At 48.9% G+C, this 21,741-nt stretch carries 21 protein-coding genes; 17 read left to right on the plus strand and 4 right to left on the minus strand.

Annotated features, from left to right (window positions below; genetic code table 11):
- The first annotated feature begins 22 nt into the window (after window positions 1-22).
- From ACKTSF_RS00490 to ACKTSF_RS00505, 4 genes are all read left to right on the plus strand, one after another.
- A complete protein-coding gene (locus ACKTSF_RS00490; RefSeq protein ID WP_407885592.1) occupies window positions 23-547 on the plus strand; it encodes a methylated-DNA--[protein]-cysteine S-methyltransferase in 525 nt (174 codons plus the stop codon).
- Between the two features lie 301 nt (window positions 548-848).
- Complete coding sequence (locus ACKTSF_RS00495) at window positions 849-1,415, plus strand: TetR/AcrR family transcriptional regulator C-terminal domain-containing protein (RefSeq protein ID WP_407885594.1); 567 nt, start codon at window positions 849-851, stop codon at window positions 1,413-1,415.
- Window positions 1,416-1,707: 292 nt separating this feature from the next.
- Window positions 1,708-3,123: an NAD-dependent succinate-semialdehyde dehydrogenase gene (locus ACKTSF_RS00500; RefSeq protein WP_407885596.1), complete on the plus strand. Its 1,416-nt coding sequence runs from the start codon at window positions 1,708-1,710 to the stop codon at window positions 3,121-3,123.
- A 208-nt stretch (window positions 3,124-3,331) separates the two neighbouring features.
- Window positions 3,332-4,081 carry a glucose 1-dehydrogenase gene (locus ACKTSF_RS00505; RefSeq protein ID WP_407885598.1) on the plus strand — a complete coding sequence of 250 codons (750 nt, stop codon included), beginning with the start codon at window positions 3,332-3,334 and terminating at the stop codon, window positions 4,079-4,081.
- Window positions 4,082-4,180: 99 nt separating this feature from the next.
- Here ACKTSF_RS00505 and ACKTSF_RS00510 read toward each other — a convergent pair whose 3' ends face one another.
- From ACKTSF_RS00510 to ACKTSF_RS00520, 3 genes are all read right to left on the minus strand, one after another.
- On the minus strand, window positions 4,181-4,732 hold the full coding sequence (locus tag ACKTSF_RS00510; RefSeq protein ID WP_407885600.1) for a GNAT family N-acetyltransferase: 552 nt from the start codon (window positions 4,730-4,732) through the stop codon (window positions 4,181-4,183).
- Window positions 4,733-4,810: 78 nt separating this feature from the next.
- The gene (locus tag ACKTSF_RS00515; RefSeq protein ID WP_407885602.1) at window positions 4,811-5,350 is read right to left on the minus strand and encodes a GNAT family N-acetyltransferase; all 540 of its coding nucleotides are present in this window, start codon (window positions 5,348-5,350) and stop codon (window positions 4,811-4,813) included.
- Window positions 5,351-5,481: 131 nt separating this feature from the next.
- The gene (locus ACKTSF_RS00520; RefSeq protein WP_407885604.1) at window positions 5,482-6,861 is read right to left on the minus strand and encodes an Nramp family divalent metal transporter; all 1,380 of its coding nucleotides are present in this window, start codon (window positions 6,859-6,861) and stop codon (window positions 5,482-5,484) included.
- A 620-nt stretch (window positions 6,862-7,481) separates the two neighbouring features.
- Between ACKTSF_RS00520 and ACKTSF_RS00525 the strand changes: the two genes are divergently transcribed.
- The 8 genes from ACKTSF_RS00525 (at window position 7,482) to ACKTSF_RS00560 (ending at window position 14,455) form a co-directional block, all read left to right on the plus strand.
- Complete coding sequence (locus ACKTSF_RS00525) at window positions 7,482-8,336, plus strand: DegV family protein (RefSeq protein WP_407885606.1); 855 nt, start codon at window positions 7,482-7,484, stop codon at window positions 8,334-8,336.
- Between the two features lie 897 nt (window positions 8,337-9,233).
- Window positions 9,234-9,875 carry a VTT domain-containing protein gene (locus ACKTSF_RS00530; RefSeq protein ID WP_407885608.1) on the plus strand — a complete coding sequence of 214 codons (642 nt, stop codon included), beginning with the start codon at window positions 9,234-9,236 and terminating at the stop codon, window positions 9,873-9,875.
- A 679-nt stretch (window positions 9,876-10,554) separates the two neighbouring features.
- Window positions 10,555-11,955, plus strand: coding sequence for an FAD-dependent oxidoreductase (locus tag ACKTSF_RS00535; protein WP_407885610.1), 1,401 nt, complete (start codon window positions 10,555-10,557; stop codon window positions 11,953-11,955).
- A 174-nt stretch (window positions 11,956-12,129) separates the two neighbouring features.
- Entirely contained in the window at window positions 12,130-12,456 is a 327-nt protein-coding gene (gene trxA / locus ACKTSF_RS00540; RefSeq protein WP_407885612.1) for a thioredoxin, read from the plus strand.
- Window positions 12,456-12,719 carry a metal-sensitive transcriptional regulator gene (locus ACKTSF_RS00545; protein ID WP_407885614.1) on the plus strand — a complete coding sequence of 88 codons (264 nt, stop codon included), beginning with the start codon at window positions 12,456-12,458 and terminating at the stop codon, window positions 12,717-12,719. Before trxA ends, ACKTSF_RS00545 begins: the two co-directional genes overlap by 1 nt.
- A gap of 72 nt (window positions 12,720-12,791) precedes the next feature.
- Complete coding sequence (locus ACKTSF_RS00550) at window positions 12,792-13,187, plus strand: fluoride efflux transporter FluC (protein WP_407885616.1); 396 nt, start codon at window positions 12,792-12,794, stop codon at window positions 13,185-13,187.
- Window positions 13,184-13,543, plus strand: a complete 360-nt coding sequence (locus ACKTSF_RS00555; protein WP_407885618.1) for a fluoride efflux transporter FluC — start codon at window positions 13,184-13,186, stop codon at window positions 13,541-13,543. Before ACKTSF_RS00550 ends, ACKTSF_RS00555 begins: the two co-directional genes overlap by 4 nt.
- Window positions 13,544-13,621: 78 nt before the next feature.
- Window positions 13,622-14,455 carry a DUF1129 domain-containing protein gene (locus ACKTSF_RS00560; protein ID WP_407885619.1) on the plus strand — a complete coding sequence of 278 codons (834 nt, stop codon included), beginning with the start codon at window positions 13,622-13,624 and terminating at the stop codon, window positions 14,453-14,455.
- Between the two features lie 141 nt (window positions 14,456-14,596).
- Here the strand turns inward: ACKTSF_RS00560 and ACKTSF_RS00565 are convergent, their stop codons facing one another.
- Window positions 14,597-15,592 carry an LCP family glycopolymer transferase gene (locus tag ACKTSF_RS00565; RefSeq protein ID WP_407885621.1) on the minus strand — a complete coding sequence of 332 codons (996 nt, stop codon included), beginning with the start codon at window positions 15,590-15,592 and terminating at the stop codon, window positions 14,597-14,599.
- 235 nt (window positions 15,593-15,827) lie between these two features.
- Between ACKTSF_RS00565 and ACKTSF_RS00570 the strand changes: the two genes are divergently transcribed.
- The 5 genes from ACKTSF_RS00570 (at window position 15,828) to ACKTSF_RS00590 (ending at window position 21,701) form a co-directional block, all read left to right on the plus strand.
- Window positions 15,828-16,301, plus strand: a complete 474-nt coding sequence (locus ACKTSF_RS00570) for an S-ribosylhomocysteine lyase (protein WP_407885623.1) — start codon at window positions 15,828-15,830, stop codon at window positions 16,299-16,301.
- A gap of 184 nt (window positions 16,302-16,485) precedes the next feature.
- A complete protein-coding gene (locus tag ACKTSF_RS00575; RefSeq protein ID WP_407885625.1) occupies window positions 16,486-17,550 on the plus strand; it encodes a hypothetical protein in 1,065 nt (354 codons plus the stop codon).
- A 92-nt stretch (window positions 17,551-17,642) separates the two neighbouring features.
- Entirely contained in the window at window positions 17,643-18,743 is a 1,101-nt protein-coding gene (locus tag ACKTSF_RS00580) for a hypothetical protein (RefSeq protein WP_407885627.1), read from the plus strand.
- A gap of 146 nt (window positions 18,744-18,889) precedes the next feature.
- Entirely contained in the window at window positions 18,890-19,702 is an 813-nt protein-coding gene (locus ACKTSF_RS00585) for a serine hydrolase (protein WP_407885629.1), read from the plus strand.
- Window positions 19,703-20,489: 787 nt separating this feature from the next.
- Window positions 20,490-21,701, plus strand: a complete 1,212-nt coding sequence (locus ACKTSF_RS00590; protein WP_407885630.1) for a helix-turn-helix domain-containing protein — start codon at window positions 20,490-20,492, stop codon at window positions 21,699-21,701.
- Window positions 21,702-21,741: the final 40 nt, after the last annotated feature.

Here is a 21,741-nt window from a genome sequence, read left to right on the forward strand (position 1 = left end):
TGAGCAAAAAGGGTGATGACTGATGCGACAGAAACAACTCACGACGCCATTGGGAACGATTACAGTTGCCAGTGATGGTACGGCCATTACTGGCCTGTGGTTCACCGATCAACGTTATTACGGGAGTACGATGCCAATTGAAACACCACGGGGAGATGCGCCGGTCTTCAGACAATTGGCGGATTGGCTGACGGCCTACTTTGCCGGGCAACGGCCAGTGGTGGATTTTCCGGTTCAACCGACTGGAACAGTGCTTCGTCAGGCAGTTTGGTCAGTGTTACGAACAATTCCATATGGTGAGGTTCGAACTTATAGTGAATTAGCAACACTAGTGACCCCAATAATCGGTCACAATCCCGGAGCCCGCGCTATGGGCAATGCGGTCGGTCACAACCCGATTAGTCTAGTCATTCCGTGTCATCGAATTGTCGGGCAAACCGGCGATTTAGTTGGTTACGCCGGTGGACTGACTCGGAAAAAATCACTGTTGCGACTTGAGGGAAGCCTAGCGATGGCGACTGAGCGGGTAGTTCTCGAAAAAAATTAGGCATTTTACAGGGAATTTACGGGTTTCTTACCTGTTGTGCACAAAAGTATCGTACAATGTACCGGTAGATATGCTATAATCAAGTCTGTCCAAAAACTAAATTGGAAGCATTGTTGATAGGTGTAACTACTGTAGTAAGGATCTGACATTTTTTCGCGAAAAGGGTTTCTTCTCACTAGAAGACGCGTATAATTTTAGTCAGCTTGGGATGTTAGTTAAGGTTACTAGCTTCCAGGGGGGGAATGCTAGTACCGCACAAAACATGAAATAAAATGTTGTGTGAATGATTGGAGGTATCACGATGGCTGCATCGGAAACTAAGGAGCGAATTGCGGAGGCCTTGGCTTCGTTGTTGAACCACAACACGTTTGATAAGATTACGGTCCGTGAGATTGCGGACGAGGCGGAAGTTCATCGAAAGACGTTCTATTACTATTTTGCCGATAAATATGAGTTGCTGACTTTTGTCTACCAACATTTTATCGTCGAAGCACCGCGTCATGAACAACCCGTATCTCTGACCTTAGAGAACTGGCGACCAGCAACGATTCAATTGCTGGAGCGAATCGCTGATAATTCTAAGATTTTCCTGAACGCTTATCCTTATGATGATGGCGTTTGGCGTCAATCCATGAATGAGTTTGTGGCTTCACGATTGTCAATTTTGCTCCACGCAATGCCCGAGTATCGTTACTTAAAGGAAGACGTGATCGACACGTCGGCAGAGTTCATTGCCGCTGGCGCGTTGGGAATTATTAATAAGTGGGCGAACGATAACTTTACCGCAAGTCCCCGGACGGTCCTCGATCAAATGACGACGGCTAACCGTCTGTTCAACGGGATTCTAGACCGTTGGAAGTTAAGTTAAAGTGTAAGGCTAAAATGGATGATGCAGACTGGATTCGGTCAGTCTGGGTCATCCATTTTTTTGTCCTGCCGAGAGGGAACCCGCTTTCATATTTTTTTGTGCACAAGATGAAGGGGACTCAGTCTAAAACTGTCAATTGTGAAGTGACAAAATAAATTTGTAAATTCACAAGCAAAACATGTCGGAACTATCACAATCTAACTGCTGGTATTTAACCAGTTATGCGGGTATAGTGTGCTTTGTAAAGGGTTACATTGTGAATGTGAAGAATTCCGACAGGAGGACGAACATTATGGCTTATCAAACGACCAATCCTTATACCAATGAGGTTGTTAAAACTTATGATGATGCAACACCACAGTACGTGGAAGAGAGCCTCGCTAAGGCACAAGCGTTGTATAAAAAGTGGCGCAATGATCCAGTAGCCACCCGAATTCCAGTGCTACGTAAGTTGGCTAAGCTCTTCAGAGACGAGACGGACAGTTTGGCTAAAGTTTTGACGGTCGACATGGGTAAACTTTTTGTGGAGGCGCAGGGTGAGGTGTTGCTGTGTGCCCAGATTGCGGAGTACTACGCGGATCACGCTGAAGAACTCTTGAAGCCACGGGCTATTGATACGATTGCCGGTGAAGCGCAGCTGGAAAATCATCCATTGGGTGTCCTGATGGCCGTAGAGCCGTGGAACTTCCCATACTACCAAATGATGCGGATCTTCGCGCCCAATTTTGCGGTCGGCGATCCCATTGTCTTCAAACATGCTGCAATCACACCAGCTTCGGCATTGGCCTTTGAAGACGCTGTACGGCGAGCTGGTGCTCCCGATGGCGCATTGACCAACCTCTTCCTGTCCTACGACCAAGTCTCCCAGGTGGTCGCCGACAAGCGGGTTCAAGGGGTCGCTTTGACCGGTTCGGAACGTGGTGGGGTTGCAGTTGCCGAAGTTGCTGGCAAGTATTTAAAGAAGAACACGATGGAGCTCGGCGGGACCGATGCCTTTATCGTAGCTCACGACGCCAATATGGCTGATGTGACGGCGATTGCACCACGAGCGCGACTCTACAATGCAGGGCAAGTCTGCACGTCTTCCAAGCGATTCATTGTCACCGAAAATAACTACGATGAACTGCTGACAGCGTTGAAGAATGCTTTTTCTAGTGTGAAGATGGGCGATCCGATGGACCCAGCAACCACACTGGCACCGATGAACTCTAAGAAGGCTAAGGAGCATCTCCAGACTCAGGTTGACACAGCCTTGGCTGGTGGCGCAACGGCTTACTATGTCCACGAGCCGATCGCTGATGAGGGACAGTTCTTCATGCCAACGATCTTGACGGATATCACCAAGGATAATCCGGCGTATGGCAAGGAAATGTTTGGTCCCGTGGCTCAGGTCTACAAGGTTAAGGATGACGCCGAAGCTGTAGCACTGGCAAACGATTCCGATTATGGTTTGGGTGGAATCGTCTTTGCCGGTAGTGCCGAATATGGTGCTGAGTTGGCTTCGCAGATTGAAACGGGTATGGTCTTCGTTAACACCTTCTTCAGTTCGCTACCAGAATTGGAATTCGGTGGTGTGAAGAAGTCTGGTTTTGGTCGGGAACTGGGTCATACCGGTATTTCTAGCTTCGTTAATCAGGAGTTAGTGGTTAAACGCGAACGGCCAAACGAAAACGAGTTTGGTGGGCTGGTCTTGCCACATAAATTTTAATGCAAGCCAAGTAGGGGGGGCGTGACGAGTGTCACGTTCCCTTTTCGTGTCGCCGGGTGCTGCCTGCTAAAATGTGCGGCGGAAGTGAATTGGCAGAGACTCTGTTAGTGAATCACTGAATGGGCATAATTATTCAGACAAAACATTTTCCTCGAGCCACGTAATGTGATATTCTGAACAATAGAAAATGGTGAAAGGATGATTTAAGATGACAGATCGTTTAAAAGGTAAAGTTGCGATTATTACCGGCGGGGTTGCTGGGATCGGCTTAGGTATCGCTGAATGCTACGTTCGGGAGGGTGCCAAGGTCGTGGTTACCGCTAACCATAACGTTGATGGCGGGCATGCCGCCGTTGAAAAGTTTGGGGACGACGTGAGTCTCTTCGTCCAACAAGATGTGGCCAAGGAAGCAGATTGGCAAAAGGTTATCGATGCCACGCTTGCCAAATTTGGCAAACTGGATATCTTAGTCAATAACGCCGGTATTGGTGGCGTCAACAGTGCCATTGAAGACCTGTCACTGGAAGATTGGCAGAAGGTCATCGACATTAATTTGACGGCGAACTTCTTGGGTGAAAAGGCCGGTATCAAGGCCATGCAAAAGACCAACGACGCCAAGGGATCCATTATCAACGTCTCTTCCGTTGCGGGCTTAATTGGGTTGCCACTGGCCCCAGCTTATTCCGCAAGTAAGGGTGGGAGCCGGATGTTAAGCCACGCGACGGCGCTGAACCTGGCCCAACGTGGTATCGATATCCGGGTCAACTCCGTTCATCCCGGTTGGATTGACACGGCGATTATTCCTGATGCCGCCCGTGATGCCATCGTGAAGACGGTACCAGTGGGCCATTTGGGTAAGCCACAGGACATTGGTGAAGTCTGTGTCTACCTGGGTAGCGACGAATCAGGGTTCGCTAACGGGGCAGAATTCACGGTCGATGGTGGACAACGGGCCTAGTTGTTCCACAACTCAAATCATGGCATCATCATCAGACAAATAAAGAGTGGTCCCTTCAGAACCTAAAGATTCTGAAGGGGCCACTCTTTGTGTTATGCCCTACTCTTTTATCGTTGCTATAAATTCATGAGCTAATTTTGAATAAATGACAGCGTCGCGGTAAGTCCCCTGGATTATGGGGATATGCTCACGAAGAACCCCATCCTGATGAAAGCCGCGGTGTTCAGCGACAGCTCGACTGGCATGATTTTCAGGCTCTGCAAGAAGATTGATGCTGTGCAGATCAAGCGTGTTAAACCCGATGGCCTCCACGATGGCAAGGCATTGCGTCATGATTCCCTGACCGCGGTGCGTGCGATCGAGCCAGTAGCCTACCGCAGCATGGTGATCCATGAATTCATGAAGGTCAATCATCCCGGCTGGTTGGTCAGCCACCCAAATCACGGCCAGCCAGAGTTGCTGGTTGGCGATGCGAGCCTGGCAGTATTTAAGGAAGGCGGTTTCGTCCGCCACTGTTCGGGTGGTTGCCACCCACGGCAGCCATTGCGAAAGAAACTCGCGATCAGCATCTATGCAAGCGAGTAACGCCGATGCATCGCTCAGCTGTGGTGATCTTAATTGGATCGTTTGAGAAACCGTATGTGTCGACATGGGCAGGACCTCGTTTAGGTAGTTTTGTCCATTAGAAGCCTCTTCGTGGGGAAAGTCAACTCGAAAAAGTTGCAAGCATCAGTGGGCATCATGGCTTAACTTAGAGTAGATGACAGCATCATTGTAGTCTCCCGTTGCGGTGAGGAGATGTTCACGCAGAATCCCATCTTGATGAAAATTACGGCGATGTGCTACAGCCTGGCTGGCGGTATTGGACGTTGCAATCAGGAGTTCGAGTTTATTGAGATCGAGCTGCCGGAATGCGACATCTTCAACGATGCCCAAGACGTGGGTCATGATGCCCTTGCCGCGAAAGTTACGACCGAGCCAGTAGCCGATTTCAGCGTGACGGTCCTTGAAGGTGTGTAGGTCGATGGTCCCCGCAGGTTGTGAGCCAACCCAGATGACGGCCAACCAGAATTGATTTGCAGCGATCCGTTCTTGTGATTTCAGCAGAAAGGCGGCCTCGTCTGCAATGGACTGAATGCTTGCAGTACGGGGCATCCAGCGCGAAAGTTCGGCGCGGTCTTGATCGATTAACGCAAATAGAGCGGGTGCGTCAGCGACGACGGGCGTCATCAAATGAGTCGTTAGGGTGGTTAGAAAGTGTGATTTCATCGGAAGGCCTCGATTCTGTAGTGGCAGGAAGCGGGGGGGATCGTCCACCCGCCGAGATATAAGTCTAGTTATACCTGGTGGTGGAAAGGAAGTCAAAAAAACACTCGACCTTTGCAAGTCGAGTGTCAGTTCTAGGCAGTAATGCCGAGAGTGTTTAGAATCAAGTAAATGTTTAGAATGATGAGGATGACGGCAATGATCCACCCCAAAACCTTGGACCAGGTTCTGTTGGCGAATTCGCCCATCAAGTCCTTATTGCTGGTGAACAGTACCAGTGGAATCATGGCAAATGGTAACGCAATACTCAGGAAGACCTGCGAGGAAGTCAGCAATCCTTCAATCTTCGCTTCATTACCATGGTAGATGATGGCGAAGATGATAACTGGCGTCACGGAGAGCAACCGGGTCAGCAACCGCTGCGCCCAGAGTGGCATCTTCAGGTTGATGAATCCTTCCATGATGATCTGTCCAGCCAGTGTCCCAGTAATGGTTGAACTTTGCCCGGAAGCCAACAGGGCTAAGGCAAAGAGCATACTGAGAATTGGACTGGCAATGGCGCCGACGACTTGATTGTCGCTTAAGGCGTTGAATAGGTCGACGAAGTGTCCCAAGTTACTGTTGCTGCCGAAGAACAGAGCAGCTCCCAGAATCAGTAAAAGACTGTTGACAACAAATGCAATCGTTAATTGAATGTTGGAGTCAATCGTGGTGAACTTGATGGCCTTAGCCACGCTCTTACGGTCGTTGCGGTCGAAGTTTCGCGTTTGTGAGATTGATGACCCCAGGTACAGATCATGGGGCATAACCGTCGCACCAACGATCCCTAAGGTCAAGTAGAGCATCCCATGGTTGGTTACGATGGCGCTGGAAGGAATATAACCTTCTAACATCTGGGTGACTTCTGGCTTGGCGAGCACGACTTCGTATAAGAAGACGAAGAGGATAACGGCAACCAGTGTGGCCACAATGGCCTCAATCTTACGGAAGCCCAACTTCATCAAGACTAACAGAATTAAAACATCGGCTGCGGTGATAATCAAACCCACAATTAAGGGGAAACCGAATAATAATTTTAAGGCAATCGCGGACCCGATAATTTCAGCGACATCCGTGGCCATAATAGCTAATTCAGTGATAATCCAGAGGAACAGTCCGGTCTTCTTACCGGTACGTTCTCGCGTGAGTTGTGCGAGATCCTTACCCGTAACAATCCCCAACCGTGCCGACATGGCTTGCAACAGCATGGCAACCAGACTGGATAATAGAACAACGGTCAGTAGGGCGTATTTGTATTGTGCCCCACCGGCGATTGACGTGATCCAGTTCCCAGGGTCCATATAGCCCACGGCAATCAAGGCGCCGGGACCTGTATAGGCCATTAGGGTTCTCCAGAAGCCCGCGTTTTGCGGTACTTCAACGGTCCCATTGACTTCGTCAAGACTCTTCTGGTCTGTGCCAGTGGATCCAATCATATGGTGCTTAGACTTTGGGTTGGTTTCATGATTTTTCATAAAATCCCTCTTTTCTATTGGCTTAGAAATTCAGGTAGTCAAGTGACTTCTGTCTTTCCTGGTAAGTACGTGGTCGGAACCAGTAATAGATGGTGCAAATAAGAGCAAAATCGGAAAACTGATGTCGATCACTCACTTCATTTCCAAACGTAAGTATAGGCTATCTGGCCGCAATGTCAACCTTGCCGGGGTAAAGTTTTGGTTCTCCAAAAAAATATTTATATAAGTAGAAGCCTTTTTCTTGCCAGGGTAAAAATGGCCCTGAAGCGTGTGCTTTGGAGGAGACACAACGGCATGGTGCCGGTTTCATGGTTGCAGTGATTGACTGTGTGAAGTGTTATTCAAAGTAGTCGTACTCATTGAAACCAGGATTAGTTGTGTGCATAGGTCTAATGGCAGAATTAGTTTCGACTTAATGGTAACAGGAAAAAAATTTTTTCATCTATGACTCAAGTTACATGCCAATCGACTTTTCTGCTAGCCCCACATAAGCAAATTTTCAGCTTAGTAAGGGCAAATATGGAACTAACGGTAGATGACCTAGTTCCCAAAACTAGATAGTTGCGTTATAATAACGACTATTATCCAAGAACGATACTAGGAGAAACGAGGTAACACCCATGCCACAAGAGAAAATTGCAATTTTAGTAGACTCATGTTCTGACGTTCCAGCGGCAGTTCTGGAAGCGACAGACATGGCCCTGATGCCAATGAACGTTATTTTTCGGGATCGTGCTTACGAGGATCGAGTGACGATTACCCCGGCAGAATTCTACCGGCGACAGGAGACTGAAAAGGCAACAACGGCGAGTCCTACTGGGAAACACATTATGGAAGCACTCGAACGGATTCAGGCGTCCGGCTACACCCACGTCATCGCCGTCTGCATTTCCGCAGGACTCTCTGGAACTTATCAGGAAACGCAACTGTTGGCCGCTGACACGGACTTGATGGTTCACGTGGTCAATACCCGGAGTGTGGGAATCGGCAGTGGCTTTGCGGCCATCTACGCGGCTTCCCTGCGCTCTGCTGGAAAGTCGTTCCAAGAGATCGTCGATGAGGTGGAGCGGGTGACAACCCAGACCAAGGTCTTCTTTTACGTGCCGTCTTTAAAGTATCTGCAAGCGGGCGGTCGAATTGGCAAGGTTGCCGGCATGGCTGGAACTTTATTGAACGTGAAGCCTATTATTTCTTGTGACGCGGAAGGTATCTATTATCCGATCGCCAAGGTTCGCGGTGAAAAACGGACGATTACCAAGCTATTGGCACTGGTCGATGAAGCCATTGGCGATGCCAAGCGAGTCAACGTTGCCGTCTGTGATGGGGTGAATCCAGAGCTGCGGGCAACAGTCCTTGAAAAGTTGAAGATCGCCCATCCCAACGTTTTGGAGTGGTATGCTGGCGACGTGTCCCCGGCATTAGGTGTTCATACGGGTCCCGGCTTAATTGGTGTCGGTGTGCAGGTGCTGGATTAGTCTAGGGATAGCGGGGATCAAAAAAAGCCACGATATTAAGGCTATCGCGGCTTGAGGGGGGATACGAGCAGAATATAGATACTTTGGGGGAGTGCTACTTGCTGCTCGTAAAAAGAGTAATAAGAATTTGGTACAACCAAGCTAGTAACATCCGTAGTTACTAACTTGCTTGTAGTGTAACGCCTCGACCTCTCAGGTGCAATTGATTGGTTCCATAAATTTACTAATAATAGGGCTATCCGTTGGGACACAACACTTTCGGCCGTTTATTGATCAGCAACTGAAAAATTAAATAACTGAAACAATCATCACACACAAAAATAATTTCATGCCGTTAAAGATAGTAATGACAACGTTTTGCGGCCCCGATAACTGAGTGGGTCGTTTTTATTTTGGGCTAAAAGGCCTGACTTTCTCCGAATAATCCGTATAATAGAGAAGCAAGTAGTAACGACGGTGGATGGCGACACTCTTACTGGTTTGAGCAGACCGTGTTGCCGGGTGAGTGGGATGGTTAGGACGAGTCGTTCTGAATGGCAAGATTTTTTCAGCAGATTGCTTGAGTGAACACCTGTTAATTATTTATACGCCACATATGTCAATCATAATGGTGGCGGCAACCATTCACTGTTTAGAGTCAGTTATTAAAGTCGCTAGCCATTGCGAATGGCACAGCTATTAAGTCGGCTGGATAGTAATCGTGCTAACTCTTTATGACTTTTAGGGCTGATCTGACTGCTAAATGTCCGGATGATTGGACGAAGCATAGTGACATAAGGCAGCGATAATCCGATTGTTCGCCTGATAAATGACCCATCGAAAATAGATGATTTGTAAAATTTGCGGGTCTTGGATTCTCACTGGCCTGACTTAAGTTAAGACAAAGGGAGCTACCGTATGACGTTTTTATTGGAAATTTGGGATATGATCTGGCATCCATTAAGTGTGCTGGTACCCTTGACGAATCAACTGGGGACAGGCATCTATCCTGTACTATTTTTCTTAATCTTCTTGGAATCGGGGATGCTGATCTTTTCCTTCATTCCGGGGCAATCGCTCCTGTTTATGGTGGGGTCGATCTCGGCCGATCCGAGTTCTCGCCTGAATATTTGGCTACTCGTCCTGATGTTTACTATGGCAGCCACGCTAGGGTCGGCGATTAAGTACCTGACGACGTTGCGTTGGCACAATACGCAGGATAAGCTGATCGAACGCTTGCCTGGCCAGAAAGTTGCAGAGGCGACGGCAGCCTTTAACCGCAATCAGGATCAGACCATGTTGGTCGGTCGGTTTATCCCGTTTGTGGGGTTGTTCGTGCCGATCATGGCGGGGACGGCTGAGATGACTTGGCGACAGTTTCGCTTCTATAACCTCATGGGGAGCCTCCTGTGGGTTGGAAGTTGCTGTGCGGTAGGTTACTTCTTCGGTAATACGCCATTCGTTAGAAACAACTTCACCTGGTTGTTCATTGTCTTACTGGCGATTCCCTTCTTGGGGCAACGCGCACTTCAATATGTCAAAGCAAAACGCGTGAGCTAAAGGGCTCACGCGTTTTTTGTATAGAAAAAGTCCTGAGTAACATGCGGATTACTCGGGACCCTATTTAGGAATCTGTTAATAAATCACTTGTTTTGGGGGGAGTGCATCTATAGACAGTGATTCCTATCATCTATCACAGTGCTTAAGGTCAGAACGTATCACGAACTAACTACGATTATCATAATCGCTGCGTAGATTGTTCGCAAGTGAAATGTGACGATTGCAATCAAGTGGCTAGAAATACGCAAAAATCGTTAGTAGGGTGTTTGAAATCCGGCGTCGTGTCAATCCCAACAAGTCCCTTAGTTATAGGGTGATAAGGTAATTGGGCCAAGACAAAATTTCTATGGTAAGCGATTTAATTTGCTTATTTTAAAAAGGGGCGATATAAGTTATGGTATCGATGATAAGGAAAATCCGAACAAACCGTTAAAATTAGGGGAACGGCTAATGAACTTACATACCGGTGCGAAACAGCGCTTACTTAAATAGAAAATTATGATATCTGCATAAGAAAAATGGTAATAAAACGAGTGCGAGTTGCACTTTTATCCGCCATTTTCTCTAAAATGTGAGACTTTTAGCTGATATTGCCTGTTTCCCGAGACGAAGTCATTTATCTTTCGCTAACTTTCAAGTAGACTATCTTTAGAATCGTTTTTCATGTAGGAGGGTAAACATGAAAGTCATCATTGTTGGTAGTACACACGCTGGTACAAATGCAGCGTTACAGATTTTACGGGATCATCCGGAAACTGAAGTGACTATTTACGAACGACACACAACTGTTTCGTTCTTGTCTTGCGGGATCTCTCTATTCCTCGATGGTCAAGTTAAGCATCTTGAAGATATGTTCTATTCTTCACCTGAAGCACTAGTTGAAGCCGGCGCAAAGGTCTTGACGCGCCGCAACGTTATTAAGATTGATTCAGAAACCAAATCACTTGAGATTGTAGATATGGACACTGGGGACGTTTCTACGGATACTTATGATAAATTAATTATGGCCACCGGCTCGACTGTGACGGTGCCACCAATCTTCGGAATCGATGAAGAAAAAGTTCTCATGTGTAAGAACTATGACCAAGCTGTGGCCATCGATAAGGCAGCCAAAGATAACAAGCGGATCGCGATTATTGGGGCTGGCTATATTGGAACGGAACTTGCTGAAAGTTACGCGCGGACCGGTCACGATGTCCAGTTGATCCAGTCACGGGATATTATTTTAAATCACTACGTTGACAAAGAATTCTCCAATCATATTGTTAGTATCTTGAAAGATCACGGCGTTAAGGTCATGTTGAACAGCCGGGTCACCTCGTTTACTGGGGATGAGAATGGTCAACTGGTCATTGAATCCACAAATGGTGACTTCACGGCCGACTTAGCCGTTGTCTGCACCGGATTCGTGCCAAACACTGAATTGCTGCGGGGCCAAGTTGACATGGACCGGCACGGCGCAATCATTATCAACGATTACGTTCAGACGTCCAACCCAGACATTTTTGCCTGTGGGGATGCCAGTGTCGTTAACTTTAATCCAACGGGTAAACCTGCCTACACGCCACTCGCCACGAACGCGGTGCGGCAGGGGATGCTGGCCGGAATTAACGTTTTTGGTAATATTCAGAAATACATGGGGACGCAAGCGACGTCAGCCATGCAGATCTTTGGCCGGACTTTAGCTTCTACTGGGTTGACGATTGACCACGCCTTGAAGGCTGGAATGGATGCCGACCAAGTGACCTTCCAAGGAACTTGGCGGCCGGATTATATGCCATCGACTGATGATTTGACCATTAACCTGGTTTACAACCGGGAGAATCGGCGGGTCTTAGGCGCGCAATTTATGAGTAAGCATGAGGTTGCGCAGTCGGCTAATGCTATTTCAATTGCGATCCAGAACCGCAACACGATTGATGACTTGGCTTTCATTGACATGCTGTTCAATCCGAACTTCGATGCGCCATTTAATTATCTGAACATTGTGGCTCAGATGGCGGTTGAAAAGGAAACGAAGCGTGGTAACAACCATCCACGGCTGACAGCTGGGATGACTGAAGATTCAGAAAGCGTTTAACTGTAGAAAACGATTCTAACGAGGCTTGGCGTGAGTGCGCCGAGCCTTTTTTTGCGATTTGCGATAGTCGTGTGGGCCTGGCAATTCTTTAGGAAGCAAGCAAAAGACTAGCCAAAGTATACCTATGGGGGTATACTGAATCCATTAATTCATTTTGAAGAGGAGTTGCGAAGCATGCAAGCAATTACGAGCAAGGATTTTGAGCATATTGGTGACGATACTGCCGTGACGGTCGTTGATTTTTGGGCCGATTGGTGTGGGCCATGTAAGATGCAGACGCCAGTCTTAGAAGATCTTGACAAGGCCTATGGGGATCAAGTGAAGTTTGCCTCCCTCGATGTCGATAAGAACCAGGACCTTGCGCAGTCTTTGGGCATCATGAGTATTCCTTCACTGGTGATTTTTAAGAATGGTATGCCGACGGAAAAGGTTGTCGGGTTCCATCCTAAATCAGCCTTGAAGAAGTATATCGATGAAAAGCTTACTGAGGTGACAGCTTAATGGTTCAAACGACGTCGAACCAACTCAAAAACCGGTTGCGGCGCGCTGATGGACAACTCCAAGGGATTTTAAAGATGGTCGATGAGGGGCGGGAGTGCAAGGATATCCTGACCCAATTGGCTGCCGTTCGTTCCGGTGTGGAGCGAATGATGGGGGTTGTTGTCGCCGAGAATGTGAAGCAATGCATTACAGAGAACCAACTCGATGAAGATCAGCAAGCCGAGCTACAAGATGCCTTAGATTTAGTCGTTAAAACACATTGATCTAGAAGTCGCCAAATGGGGCGGCTTTTTTGGTATAATCGAGAGATCTTATTTGAGAGGTGACCCAAATTTATGGCCAATATTTTTGCAATTGTCGTGTGTGCGTTCATCGGCGGCAGCGGACGGTACCTGCTAGGCACCCTGCTACCCGTCACGGCTGGCTTTCCCTGGGCGACGGTTCTAGTCAACTTACTAGGAAGTGGCTTGCTAGCCTGGTTATCTCACGCGGAGACAGTGACGGCCAAGTGGCCCAGTGCTGTGACTGTTGGCGTGGGTGTTGGTGGTCTTGGGGCGTTTACGACCTTCTCGACGTTTAGTCTGGACCTGGAGCGCCTCTTGGCACAACAGTCCTGGGGAACTGCCAGCCTCTATGTGGGTATTACTCTGATTGGTGGTTTATTGTTGAGTTGGTGCGGCGTCTGGAGTGCTCGGCGTTGGTGGGCCTTTCCCGTGGAGGAAACGTCATGATGGCTGCGGTAGCCGGACTTGGTGCGGCGATTGGTGCACTGGGGCGTTATGGCATGACGCGGCTGATTCAGCGATGGACCGGCAATCGCTGGCCAGTGGCAACCTTGGTCATCAACTGGCTGGGGTGTTTCCTGTTGGGGGGTGTCACAGGCTGGCAAATGACGCAACTCGCGGCCGTTCTACTGGGAACCGGTATTTTGGGCGGGTTCACAACCTTTTCGACCTTTAGCCACGAACTGGTCATGTTAGCCGACCAGCGGCGTTTTGGTGCCGCACTAGGGTATTTAGGCCTGAGTGTTGGTGGCGGGCTGTTACTGGCTGCTAGTGGGCTCTGGTGTGGCCTGCATTTTCGGTAAACAATAGAAATCAGTGGTGTTTTACCGGAAACTTCCCTATCATGGAAACAGAATGTTTTTTCGAAGGGAGTGGCAAGCGTGGCGCGAATTGCAACGATTATCAAACGAAATGCCGCGATGCAGGAGCAATTGAATACGGTTAATCAGGCCTACTGGAGTCAACTGGTCAGGCATTTACGGGAACAGCCAAAGTATGCGGCTGATGAAACATTATTACAACAGGACTTGGCGGACCTCTTAACGGAGATTCTGGCCGCCCAAGAAGCTGGTCAATCCGCCAAAGATTATCTGAGTGGTGGCCCGGCAACGGTGGCCATTGCCATGGGAAAATTGGTCAAGCAGCGTCCTTGGTGGCAAACTTGGGACGCCTTGGTACCGCTATTGGTCTTCACGCTGGGCACCATCCTACCTGTCGTCATCTTACCAGCGGTACCCCTACAGATGTTGTTGGTGGCCGTGCAGTACGGGCTCTTCTTCCTAGCGATGGGATTGGGTCTTTGGCTGACACAGCGTTTTACGGCACGCGGCCGGTTAATTGGCTGGTTGGTCATCGTCGTGGGTCTGTTGGCCGCGATGGGGATCGCAGCGCGAACGATTCCGGCACACGGCCTCGTGTATCTGACACGGGTTGGGGGGAGTATTACCTTGCTGGTCTTTGCAGTGGTCGTTACCGGTTTGGCTTGGTGGCAGAATCGGCAGCATCCGAATGCGTGGTTACCTGCCGTGTTAGGGAGTTTGTGGATCACTACGTTACTGGCACTGCTTGCACGGATACCGGCGACATCAGGCCTGATGGTCACGAGCGCCGGTAACTTTCTGATTGGTCTAGGAACCTTACTGGGAGATGTCAGCGTCTTGATCATCGGTTGGCGAATCTGGCGAGCGCGGCAACAAAAGACAGAAGAATCATAGGCTAAGCTTGGCTATTGTTAGACAAGTTGATAAAACTTTAGAAATACGCGCCTGAAGGCATTTGCGAGAATGCCTTCAGACGCGTATTTTAGTTAGTCAAAACGTGATTGATGGCAGTCAGCACCCTGCGTTCCAATTTTTTTAGAAGCCGAGTGGATCGATGGCGTCCGTTTGAAAGCTAGGGGTTGTGGGTAGTCCCAACGCTTGCCGAAGACCTGCGGAGACTTTGGTGATTTCACGCTGTGGTGCAATCTGGTAGTCGATACCATTGAGCGTGGCATTCTCACCTTGGAGCGTTTGGGACTTGATGTGGCGGCTGGTGTGGCCGTCTTTGGCCCGCAACCACATGAGGTCGTTGAAGGTCAGATTGGTCTGGAGGTTGCTACTCAGTGAGTCTAGGACGGATTGGTAGCGGGTCAGCGAGCTGATGCTGGCTTCCTTGAGGACCAGAGCCTTAATGATCTGTCGTTGCCGTGCCTGTCGACCGTAATCACCGAGCGGATCTTGATCGCGCATTCGTGAGTAGGCAAGGGCACTGGCCCCGTTCAGATGAATCTTGTGTCCCTTGACCACGTTAGCTTGCTCGTAGTGAAAGGTCAGTAAGGGATCGACGGAGACTCCCCCCACCGCGTTAATCATTTTCTTCAGGCCGCCCATGTTCAGTAGAACATAGTAGTTGATGGGAATGTTGACGAGGTGTTCCACGGTTTTGATGGTCGTCTTGGCGCCGTAGAGGGGATAAGCGGCGTTAATCTTTTCCTCGTCCTGTTGGCTCCCATAGATGTTGACGAGGGTGTCGCGGGGGATGCTAGTCAGCTTGGCCGTCTGCGTTTTCGGGTTGATGGTCGCCACGATCATGGTATCGGTTCGTCCCACGTCATGACGGCCCAGAGCCCCGGTGTCGGTACCTAATAGCAAGATGGCAAAGGGTTTGCCGCTGGTCAGAGCAGTATTCGTTGGTTTGAGACCATCGGCACGATAGGTCTGAGAAAAGGTGGCTTGAGCCGCGTGCCAAGCGCGCCATCCATAGATGCCACCGCCGATTGCCAGGAGACTACAGATGACAAGTAGCCATCTTAGTAGGTGATGATGAGGCATGAAGGTCCGATGACGTGGTGGTAAAGGTGTATTTTGCATGATGATTCCTCCCCTGAATCTCTTAATCCGCAACCCAGTATAGCCGGGTTTGGTGGCGATGGCGGAGGGAACGCCCAGTTTTGTCATTTTCTTAGGTAACTTTAGAAAACTGCAAGGGAATTAGTAGGCAACGCGTATCTCAGTAATTGTGGGTAGGAAATTAGTAGCAACTGCCTGGACGGTTGGTGTACAGTAAGGGAGTACACATATTTTTAATAAGGGAGTTGGCACAATAATGGCAAAAGTTGAAAGTTTTACGTTAGATCACACCGCTGTTAAGGCACCTTACGTTCGTTTAATTACCCGTGAAACGGGGACGAAGGGTGACGTTATCTCGAATTTTGATTTACGGTTAGTTCAACCCAACACCAATGCAATTCCAACGGCCGGACTACATACGATTGAACACTTGTTAGCAGGCTACCTTCGTGATGAAATGGATGGCGTCATTGACTGCTCACCATTTGGTTGTCGAACTGGGTTCCACTTGATCACTTGGGGTGAACAATCCACCGAAGAAGTTGCCAAGGCTTTGAAGGCTGCCCTTCACCGGATCGCATTTGATACGGAATGGAAAGATGTTCAAGGAACTGACAAATACAGTTGTGGGAACTACCGCGACCACAGCTTGTTCTCCGCTAAGGAATGGAGCAAGGATATTCTCGACGAGGGAATTTCTAAGGACCCATTCAAGCGTGAAGTTATCTAGGCTGACTAAATTTAGAAAGTAACACGCACGTGCTGATTTAAAGGCACGTGTTTTTTTTCGGAGAAAATACTGAAATTTTGGCGACAACGCCCTATACTTAAGACAGTTGATTATTTTCGAATACTTACTTTGGGGAAAAGAGATTCTTATGTCAAGTTGGAAAAGTTTCACATGGTTCTTTGTCATGGGATTTTTATTGGGGACGTTGGGATTGCTGTCGAGTACGCCCGCGTTAGCCTATCACGTTGTTCATCAGCAGTCTAGCGCGTTAAGTGTCGGGCGACTCCGGACCATCAACGATAGTGCCGTGCATTACGTGCAGGTCCCTAAGAAGTATCGTCCTGCGGCTAATCTTCATCGGGCCAACGTCATCAAGCAAACGCGGGGAGCCAGCATTGCCTTTAAGACAAACTATTTGTTGCCGTATCCTGGTTATCGGCATCAGGCCTGGGGTAATCCACAGAGTATCGCAGTCACTGGTCGCTATCTTTACGTGGTGTACTGTCCAACGGCTTGGCACAATCGTGGCCGTCTTGTGCGGTATGACTTGTCGGTCCTACAGAAGCTGCATGTGACGCCGCAACAGGTACAGCAAACCTATCAGACGGGGACGGCTCAGTCACAGGCTATTCGACGTGCCATCAAGGTTGGCCCCGCATTTGTGACGGGACACGGACAGTCTTTGGCGTATAACTGGCATGATCATCAGCTCTATATGTGGTGCGATAAGGAAAAAGCGCCACGAGTCCCGACCAGTCAATATGGGTATATCAGCCAAATCAGTGGTAGCCAGCTGAAGCCCGTCCATCAGGTTCGATTTCGGTTAAAGCACGGGCGTTTTGCGGTTGCAGGCGGCCATGTCTTAACGTTTGACAAGTACGGCAACGCCTACTTCTGGACTCGACCGACCACGCATCACGTCTATATTTATAAGGGCCGGGTCTCGAGTCGTCACGTGAAGTTTCGGTTGACCCATCAGGTCTTACAGCACGGCCCTGGAACGCGGGTTCAAAGTATGGGGTATAATCCGCGCACGGGCAAGCTCTATCTGGTATCTGATGATTCTATTGCCAAGTTGCCGGCGAAAAAATTGAATGGCAAGGGGCACCTAACCAAGGGAAATGTGACTTGGAATAAATTTGCCTCGCGGCGAGAGTTTGAAGGCCTGGCATTCACTCACAATGGTCAAGCCTATCTGCTCAGCAATCATAATCCCGAGATTTTAGCTGGTAACCAGCGCAGTTGGTAGCTAGTAAGTTGAATGAGTAATAAAAATAGTTTCAGACCCCAGCTTTTTCTGGCCGCCTTATACTGGCTGAAAAGATTGGGGGGTAATGAATTATGCGAAAAATTCATTTATGGGGAGCGTTACTCGTAAGTCTTATCTGGGGCGTCACGGCAACTGTACCAGCCCATGCCATGACTACTGTGAGGCAACACGCGGCGGCCTTAGTGACGCCGGCTAAGTTACGGCCACTCGATGACAGTCAAGTTCATTTTGTCACGGTACCCAGTAGCTATGCGCAGGCCGCCAACCTTCACGGAACCAATACGATTGCTAGTGACCAAGGATCCGCGGTGACCTTTACCACGAAGTACCTGCTGCCTACACCGGGCTATCGGGGTGAGGCTTGGGGAGATCCGCAGAGTATGGCCGTGGTTGGGCATTACCTCTACGTCGTCTACTGTCCAACAGCTTGGCACAACCGTGGCCGCATCGTTCGGTTCAATATGAGCAAATTAGCTAGTCTAAAGGCAACACCCCATCAGATTCAGCGGGTCTACACGATTGCGGCAAACCTGTCGGCGAAGGAGAAGCAGATTCGTACGGCAATCAAGGTTGGGCCAGTCTTCGTGACGGGTCACGGTCAATCGTTAGCTTACGATTGGAAGACTCACCAACTTTACATGTGGTGCGATCGTGAATCGGCACCACGGGTACCCGTTAGCCAGTATGGGTACCTTCAGCAGCTGAGTGCCAGCACGTTGACACCGATCCATCGGATTCGTTTTCGGCTACGCGCGGGAGACTTTGCGGTTCCCGGTGGCCACGTCTTAGCGTTTGACCATCAGGGGCGTGCTTATTTCTGGACTCGGCCGAATGCGACGAATGTCTATATTTACCAGGGCCGAGTCGGACGGCATCACGTTGATTTTCGGCTGACTAGTCAAGTTCTGAAGCACGGGCCCGGAACTTGTGTGCAGAGCATGGCGTTCAATCCCAACAATGATCGTCTGTATCTGGTTGCCGATGAGTCAATTGCCAGTCTGCCGGTGTCTAAGCTTGTGGGAAGCGGCCACTTGACCAGTCAAGATGTGAAGTGGACCCATTTCGCCTCGAAACGAGAATTTGAAGGCCTGAGCTTTGGCGGGAATGGACAAGCTTACTTGCTGAGTAATCACCAGCCAGAGGTTTTGGCCGGAAATGTATTGGACTGGTAAATCTCGTCAAATCAAATAAGCAAACGTCAGAATCGTCACACGTGAGTCCAGTCGCTTGGACTCACGTGTGACGATTTTTTAGGGTATGGCTTTCAACCGGTTAGGCGTAGAATATAAATTAATAAATAGTTAATGAGGTGGTACGTATGCGGTGTTGGAAAATGATATTGGCGGTAGTGATTGGTTGGGGCGTATTTAGTGCTACGACGACTGCACAAGCGACGACGGTCAATCACGAACAGATAGCGATTAGAAAAGTAATTAAGCGCGACATGGGACCCGTTCATGGTCGTTGGTCCGTCAAGGTAACGCGACTTGGTCAGCAGCCACTGGCGATAACCGCGGGAAATAAAAAGGTTCAAGGGCAACGGTCGGCAAGCACCATCAAGGTCTACGTCATGCTGACAATCTTTCAGCGGGTTCGGACGCATCATCTAAAGTTGACGAAGGCGGTCAAGTCCGAACTAGGCCGGATGATTCATAATTCGGACAATGCTGCGACCAATCGGCTGATTCATCGGCTAGGAGGCTTTAAGCGCGTCAATCAGACAATGAAGAGCTATGGCTTTAATCATTCCCATCTGCGTCGTTACATGATGGACACACGGGCGTTGCGGCAGGGTCACGATAATTATACGTCGGTCAATGATCTCACCCGATTCTTAACGTTAGTCAGCCAGCATAAATTATTGGGAAAAGTTTATGACGGTAAGATGATGGCGTTACTTCACCACTGCAAGAACCATTCAAAATTACCGAAACTCGTCAAGCATGCAGCGGTATACAATAAAACGGGTGAATTTCCGGCAAAGGGTGTTCAGAACGATGCCAGTCTCTTTGGGACCAAGCATGGCACCTATACGGTTGTCGTCATGGCACAGCAAGGGAAGCAGGCGCAACAGTATCGTGCAATGAATCGACTAGGTCGCGATACCGTGAAGTATCTGGATAGTCATTAAGAGTTGAAAGTTAAATTGTTTGCGTTACTAGGAATTAGCACGGCTAAATTAGTGAAAACAGCTGCACTCCGGCTGCCAGGGATTCCGCTTGCTGTGGGGAACGCCTCCAGCCAAAGGACGGGCTTCCGGCTCTGATTGTGCACGTCAATTTCAATCACTGAATTCCAAATGGTTCCTAAAATTCAAGCATAAAACAATAACATTTCTATAGGCATAATCCACGTTGCCTCAAACCAACTACGGTAGCCGAGAGGTGGGCAGATATGGGCTTAGGCGCGTCGTTCTACTTAGTCAGGGGGTGATTTCCCCACTGGCTTAGTAGAAAACCAAGCTTGTAGACTCGGTCCTCTCGAGGCTTCAAGTTGTGTTCGCACCGATCCAGCTCATATCTGCCGGTCGGCAAGGCGATGACTAGACGATATTGCCTAATTTTAGGTTGCGTATCGTTGTGACAACAGCCATAATGAGCGCTTTGGAACTTTTAACCTTTAGATAGTCATTAGTTCAAAAGATTGTAAGTGGGCTGTGGTAGATACTGCAGCCTTTTTAGTACAGAGTAGCGTGCCAGTTAATGACTTATGAACAATACCTCTTTTGACTTAATGCTGCGCATAATTTATGTAACGGCTTTAATAATTAATTTTATAAAACACATCAGTAGCTTTTGCGAGGTCAATCCGGTAAGCTGGGGATAATCAAAATTCTGACATGGGAGATGGTGGCGACGGCTAGGATTGTTTTCGCAGAACGGCGAGCGCTGGATAGGCTTCCGCAGGAGAACCACTTTGTGTATATTGTCGATTATCCCATTTGCCAGGTCGATCGAGCGGGCCAGTTGCTGGTGGCGAAGAACTACACGAGTTGGGGTGAGATTAAGCAGATTACGATCGATGCTCACCAGCGGTTTGTCATTAAATCAACTTCGGGACATTCCCTCACGCTGGGTGCCAAGAAAATTGTCAATTACGATACTGATGCAGAGGCTATGAGTGTGGCGGCGTTGTTAAAAACGAATGGGTACAGCTTGCCTGTGACGGCTGCCCAACCGATAACCGATGAATTTAAAGTGAAACTGGCAGCAGTCTTTCCGACGGTTGAAGCGTTGACGGAGATTCCAGAGAAGTACGCGGTGATCGACTGCGAATTTGGCGTTCTGTTTGGGACACAACACCAGGGCGACAGCATCGTGCAGCGCCGAGCTACGGTGTACGGGGAAAAGGCGGGGATCTTTCAGCTGGCGGTGCTGGGATATACAGGTAATCGAGCACTAGATTTGTTCTTTAATCATTACTTGGATAATCCCAACTTTTCGGCGGAAGTTAAGCTACGCGGTCTCAAGGAAACTAAGCTGACTTTGGCTGAGTATGATAAGCAGACCGATCCAGTGACCGTGTTGAAAGCCTTTGTCCACGAAGTTTTGGCACGGCGGCTACCGCTAGTCTTTTGGGACAAGAGCAATGACCTACGATTGCTTCGGCACACGTTGGCCGTTAACTTCGACGCATTTTCTGCGGCGGAACAAGCGCTTTTAGGAACGAAATTGGCGGTGTTTGACGGGAGTATTTACACGAATCAGGTCATTAATCGCAGTAATCATCGGAAGAAGGATACGCATCATTATTTGCCATTGAACGGCGTGGCAGGACTCTTAAATATCTTCAACCCGCATCAACACAATGCCTTATGGGACGCGCAGACGACACACGCTGTCGTCAACGCGTTAGCTAAGATTCAGCAGACGGAACCCATGGTTTTGACGCGACCACAGGCAGGCGTCCGGTTAGAGCCGGTAATTGAATCGACAGGGGGATTATCTCAGCAGAAAATCCAGCAGCACGTGTCAGCACAACCACAGGTGTTAGTGCCCACCCCCGCAGTATTTTGCCAATTACGAACAAATGGAAAGACCTACCGGGAGATTGCCAAGCTGTTTGGCATCAGTACTAGCACCGTCTGGCGAGCCGTAAAACAGCATACAAAAAGCGCCATCACCAATTGAATTGGCAATGACGCTTTGATTTTCAAGATTACAGTCGAGG

This window comes from Levilactobacillus muriae (genome assembly GCF_045862015.1).
GTDB classification, from domain to species: domain Bacteria; phylum Bacillota; class Bacilli; order Lactobacillales; family Lactobacillaceae; genus Levilactobacillus; species Levilactobacillus muriae.

Bases quoted from the DNA above. Each gene is read 5' to 3' on its own strand.
- ACKTSF_RS00490 (WP_407885592.1), top strand. From the start codon at position 23: ATGCGACAGAAACAACTCACGACGCCATTGGGAACGATTACAGTTGCC.
- ACKTSF_RS00495 (WP_407885594.1), top strand. From the start codon at position 849: ATGGCTGCATCGGAAACTAAGGAGCGAATTGCGGAGGCCTTGGCTTCG.
- ACKTSF_RS00500 (WP_407885596.1), top strand. From the start codon at position 1,708: ATGGCTTATCAAACGACCAATCCTTATACCAATGAGGTTGTTAAAACT.
- ACKTSF_RS00505 (WP_407885598.1), top strand. From the start codon at position 3,332: ATGACAGATCGTTTAAAAGGTAAAGTTGCGATTATTACCGGCGGGGTT.
- ACKTSF_RS00510 (WP_407885600.1), bottom strand. From the start codon at position 4,732: ATGTCGACACATACGGTTTCTCAAACGATCCAATTAAGATCACCACAG.
- ACKTSF_RS00515 (WP_407885602.1), bottom strand. From the start codon at position 5,350: ATGAAATCACACTTTCTAACCACCCTAACGACTCATTTGATGACGCCC.
- ACKTSF_RS00520 (WP_407885604.1), bottom strand. From the start codon at position 6,861: ATGAAAAATCATGAAACCAACCCAAAGTCTAAGCACCATATGATTGGA.
- ACKTSF_RS00525 (WP_407885606.1), top strand. From the start codon at position 7,482: ATGCCACAAGAGAAAATTGCAATTTTAGTAGACTCATGTTCTGACGTT.
- ACKTSF_RS00530 (WP_407885608.1), top strand. From the start codon at position 9,234: ATGACGTTTTTATTGGAAATTTGGGATATGATCTGGCATCCATTAAGT.
- ACKTSF_RS00535 (WP_407885610.1), top strand. From the start codon at position 10,555: ATGAAAGTCATCATTGTTGGTAGTACACACGCTGGTACAAATGCAGCG.
- trxA (WP_407885612.1), top strand. From the start codon at position 12,130: ATGCAAGCAATTACGAGCAAGGATTTTGAGCATATTGGTGACGATACT.
- ACKTSF_RS00545 (WP_407885614.1), top strand. From the start codon at position 12,456: ATGGTTCAAACGACGTCGAACCAACTCAAAAACCGGTTGCGGCGCGCT.
- ACKTSF_RS00550 (WP_407885616.1), top strand. From the start codon at position 12,792: ATGGCCAATATTTTTGCAATTGTCGTGTGTGCGTTCATCGGCGGCAGC.
- ACKTSF_RS00555 (WP_407885618.1), top strand. From the start codon at position 13,184: ATGATGGCTGCGGTAGCCGGACTTGGTGCGGCGATTGGTGCACTGGGG.
- ACKTSF_RS00565 (WP_407885621.1), bottom strand. From the start codon at position 15,592: ATGCAAAATACACCTTTACCACCACGTCATCGGACCTTCATGCCTCAT.
- ACKTSF_RS00570 (WP_407885623.1), top strand. From the start codon at position 15,828: ATGGCAAAAGTTGAAAGTTTTACGTTAGATCACACCGCTGTTAAGGCA.
- ACKTSF_RS00575 (WP_407885625.1), top strand. From the start codon at position 16,486: ATGGGATTTTTATTGGGGACGTTGGGATTGCTGTCGAGTACGCCCGCG.
- ACKTSF_RS00580 (WP_407885627.1), top strand. From the start codon at position 17,643: ATGCGAAAAATTCATTTATGGGGAGCGTTACTCGTAAGTCTTATCTGG.
- ACKTSF_RS00585 (WP_407885629.1), top strand. From the start codon at position 18,890: ATGCGGTGTTGGAAAATGATATTGGCGGTAGTGATTGGTTGGGGCGTA.